Genomic DNA, 2,335 nt, shown 5'->3' with positions numbered 1-2,335 from the left:
TTGAAAGTACTTTTTAAATCCGCGCCAGCTAGTATTTTTATACTGGTTATCAATTAATTATATTCATAATGCCATTTCTGATACACTACCGGAACATGGATAATATGAGGAGTAGGCGGTGCATTTATCTAATTATATATCAAAAATCATACTCACTCATGGGGTCGTCTGGCTTTGGTTTGTAAGCACCATAATTGCCATATTCTCCCACAAATCTTTTCAAATATGTAATATTAGATTTATCTTTCCTAATAAACTTGCCTTCATCAGTTATTTGATAATTTACATAATACACAGTAGATTGAAATCCTTCGTCTTTCCGTGTATAATTTTCTGCATAATAAAATACCCTAACAGTTTGTATATCCAATAAAACAAAACTCGAATATTCTTCAACGACTTGAATATCTCCGTAAGTAACATCGCCACCAACAACACATTTGTCTAAGATTTCCCCTTCCAAGGTAAATGTTCTCAGATAAACTAATCCTGTGTCCTTTTCTCCACCATAAATGCCTTCTCTAGTACATAGAATATAAATACTATCATTCAATAAATATTTGAAATCACAACTGGGTATGTTTTCTTCTGTTGTTTCATCTAAAATTTCATTGCCCATTTCGTCTTCCCCCATCACTTGTTCTATGTAATATAAATCATCTTCCGTTTTATGTAAAAAACGAATAGCTTCTTCTTCTGTCATAGACGAAATTTGCTGTTGTATTTTTTTATAATTTAGTGGAGGCATTACTGTCCTAAATCTATCCAATAGGGTTTGAAACTCTTTGTCTGTTACCTTCTTTTCTTCTTGTGCATGACAAGAGGTAACGCTGCACATTATTGTAGTAGCAACCAAAATAAATTTAATACTTTTCATAATCAATAATCATACTCATTCATGGGGTCATCTGAATCCTTGTGATACTCCCGATAAAAACTCACAAATTCTTTTAAATATTGTTTTGGATGTGTTTTTATATGACTAATCTTACCATTTTCATCTATCTGGTAATCATTTATTTCTACTACCGTTTGTTGCCCTTTTTCATCTATAATGTAATAAGCCCCGCCCTTTATATTATAGTTTTCCATATTGGGTTTGTAATCAAAAATTCTTAAAATATTACTTTCTAAAAAAACTACATCTCGCCAATCTACTTCTGGTGTATATTGACTACGTACAACAATACTATCTATGATTTGCCCTTCGTAAGTAAATGTTGTTAACATTGTCTTATAAGTTTCTAGCCCCTCTGATGGAGATTTTAGTAAAGCATAAACCAATGCAATATATTTTTCTGTTGAAATTTTGCCTAATGCCCCAGGTAATACTTCTACCCAGTTATCATATACAATCTCTTCATCATAATTATAGCTATAGTCATTCATCTTCAAATCTTCTTCCGTAAGATGCAAATATTTAATCGCATCTTCCTTATTAATCTTATTAATTTTACTAATTACTCCATCCTTGTATTTCGAAAGGCTTTTTTGTTCTGGAAATAATTTAACAACATCATTAAATTTTGAATTTTGCTTCGTCTGTGTGTGGCACAATGTATTTAGTGTCAATACAAGAAATAGCACAATAACAATTTTTAGTTTCATCATAATTTAGTTTTAATATGTTTGACCTGTATTTTTTCTTACTTCTGTAACTATATAATAATCTCCTGAATGTGTAGTAATATAAGCAGTTTTCCCCTTAATAAGATTACTCTTCGTATCAATATATAATCTATTTTCAGAACTTTCTCCATTACTGGAAGTACTTGTACCTACTTCGTAAAACAGATAGTAGTATTGCTTTTTAGTTTCATCATATTTTTTCCCTCTTATTACTACATAATAGTTTGTTGTAGATGGAGTATTATTAGAACACTTGTCTTCCCAGTCTATGATAACCCCTTTATCGTTTTTTATAGATTTTGGATGATGTACTCCAATTAAAATTGGCAACTCATGTTCAAAAAGAGATTTGTCAATAATCTTGACTGCCTGTTCAAATTCAGTTGCTTTACCAGTTAAACTGCCACAATCCGAACTACTGCTTTCTGCGATAACCAATTGCATTGACCGATTGGTTGACATTCCGGAACTGGCATTATCCAGTATCATATTCGCTGCACGGTAACAGCATTGGTTGCCTCCAATTTTCCGCCCATTGCAATCATTCGTAGGCCAACAGCCACATGGAGTTTTAAATGTCTCATCAAATTGATTTACCCACCAATTGCCCTCTTCGTCAAGGATGATTCCCTCATCCTCATTCGAACCACCACCAAATAACCATTTCTCTAACGCTTTGATTTTCTTTTCGGCATCGGTCTCGCTC

At 32.6% G+C, this 2,335-nt stretch carries 2 protein-coding genes and 1 pseudogene; all 3 read right to left on the bottom strand.

Features of this window, described 5'->3' with window-relative positions; all coding sequences use genetic code 11:
- Positions 1 to 139: 139 nt before the first annotated feature.
- On the bottom strand, positions 140 to 877 hold the full coding sequence (locus tag ACYPWY_RS16015) for a hypothetical protein (RefSeq protein WP_459686545.1): 738 nt from the start codon (positions 875 to 877) through the stop codon (positions 140 to 142).
- A gap of 2 nt (positions 878 to 879) precedes the next feature.
- Positions 880 to 1,611, bottom strand: a complete 732-nt coding sequence (locus tag ACYPWY_RS16010) for a hypothetical protein (protein WP_459686544.1) — start codon at positions 1,609 to 1,611, stop codon at positions 880 to 882.
- Positions 1,612 to 1,620: 9 nt separating this feature from the next.
- Positions 1,621 to 2,335: pseudogene (locus tag ACYPWY_RS16005) on the bottom strand (hypothetical protein); the annotation flags it as partial.

Source organism: Viscerimonas tarda (assembly GCF_054601255.1).
Note: the sequence above shows the minus strand (reverse complement) of the source record. Positions and strands in the feature narration are given on the sequence as shown.